Here is a 1469-nt window from a genome sequence, read left to right as displayed (position 1 = left end):
GCACCTAGTGCAAAAAATAAAATTGGAATAATAAATTGAAAAGCTTTCTCCAAATTTCCATGGGCTAAATTAATTCCAGTCTGAATCAAATTCCCAGTTTGGAGACTAGCGAAACGGCCGTCAAAATGAAAAAAGGTAAAGGCATCAACAAAGCCTGTATTCATGGCAAGTAATAGAGCAACAAGTAAACTTTCTTTAGAATGGACTGCGGATTTAAGCTTAATTTTTTCCTTCATAATCTGTAAAAGATAAGGTCATTATAGCACAATGATAATCTAATGTACTCTATTTAAAATAAAAAATTAAATCGCAAATTGTAAAATGAAGTTAGCCACCTTGAGTCAAGCAAAAAACATCTGAATCTCTTATACTAGAAGTTCGACCAAATAGTATAAAAAGGAAATTCAGATGCAAGACTATTCTATCACAAGCCAGAGCAAAGGGAAACACCTGACCAATCAAGACCGTTTAAACATTGAACGTTGGCACAATAAAGAAGGACTGAGCAACCGTGAGATTGCGCGCTTATTGAATAAAGCTCATGGGACGATTGACAGAGAGATGAAGCGAGGGGAAATCCAGCTCAAGCGGAAGGTAAAATACTCTGCTAAAAAGGCTCAAGAAAATTATGAAGGATTGAGGGCTCACAGTGTTCGTCCGAGTAAACTCACGACTGAGATTGATTGTTATGTGAGTACACGTCTTAAAGAAGACAAGGACTCTTTGGAAGTCATTCATCAGGCTCTAAAAGGAGTTTCTCTGAGCAGCCTCTACAATTGGGTCAACTGGGGCTGGTTAGAAGCCAAGCGTCATCATCTTTTCTATCCGCAGTATAAGGCGGCAAAGAAAATCAAACCTCGTGCGCCAAAGCATCCTTTTGGTAAGTCTATTGAAGAACGGCCTGAGTTCATTAACAATCGCTTAGAAGTGGGGCATTACGAGATTGACACGGTCATTCTTACGAGAGCTAAGAACAAGGTGCTTTTGACGCTCACAGAGCGAAAATACCGCACGGAGATCATTCGCTTGATTGATGGGAAAACAGCACAGGCGGTCAATGATGAGCTGGTGGAACTTCAAAAAAGTTATGACTTCAAATCCATTACCCCTGACAATGGCCATGAATTTGCAAGGCTCTCTGAGGTCGTAAGCTGTCCAGTTTACTATGCACACGCCTACGCGAGCTTTGAGCGAGGGACGAATGAAAACCATAACCGAATGATTCGTAGGCATCTGCCAAAAGGCACAACAAAGACGACCCCTGAAGAAGTCGCCGCTATCGAGTATTGGATGAACCATTATCCAAGAAAAATGTTCAACTATAAGAGTTCATATGAGATGAGCTTGGCTGGCTAACTTGGACTTGCAATTTGACTGATCAAAGGCGCGGTGCTGGCAGGCGCGGCCGGGCAGATGGGCTGGAGCGCCGGCACAGCGCAGGCGGCCGCGACTTATGAGGCGGGTGCCGC

General features: G+C 43.0%; 2 protein-coding genes. One reads left to right on the top strand and one right to left on the bottom strand.

Annotated elements, in window-relative coordinates; all coding sequences use genetic code 11:
• The coding region (locus ABZ857_RS44215; RefSeq protein WP_357056960.1) for a DUF1275 family protein at positions 1-236 on the bottom strand (236 nt) is incomplete at its 3' end.
• A 172-nt stretch (positions 237-408) separates the two neighbouring features.
• On the opposite strand from ABZ857_RS44215, the gene ABZ857_RS44210 reads away from it, so the two are divergent.
• A complete protein-coding gene (locus tag ABZ857_RS44210) occupies positions 409-1356 on the top strand; it encodes an IS30 family transposase (protein ID WP_003130410.1) in 948 nt (315 codons plus the stop codon).
• Positions 1357-1469 lie beyond the last annotated feature (113 nt).

The sequence above is a fragment of the Microbispora sp. NPDC046933 genome, assembly GCF_040644635.1.
In the GTDB taxonomy this organism is placed as follows: Bacteria; Actinomycetota; Actinomycetes; order Streptosporangiales; family Streptosporangiaceae; genus Microbispora.
This window is presented reverse-complemented; position numbering and strand designations above follow the sequence as displayed.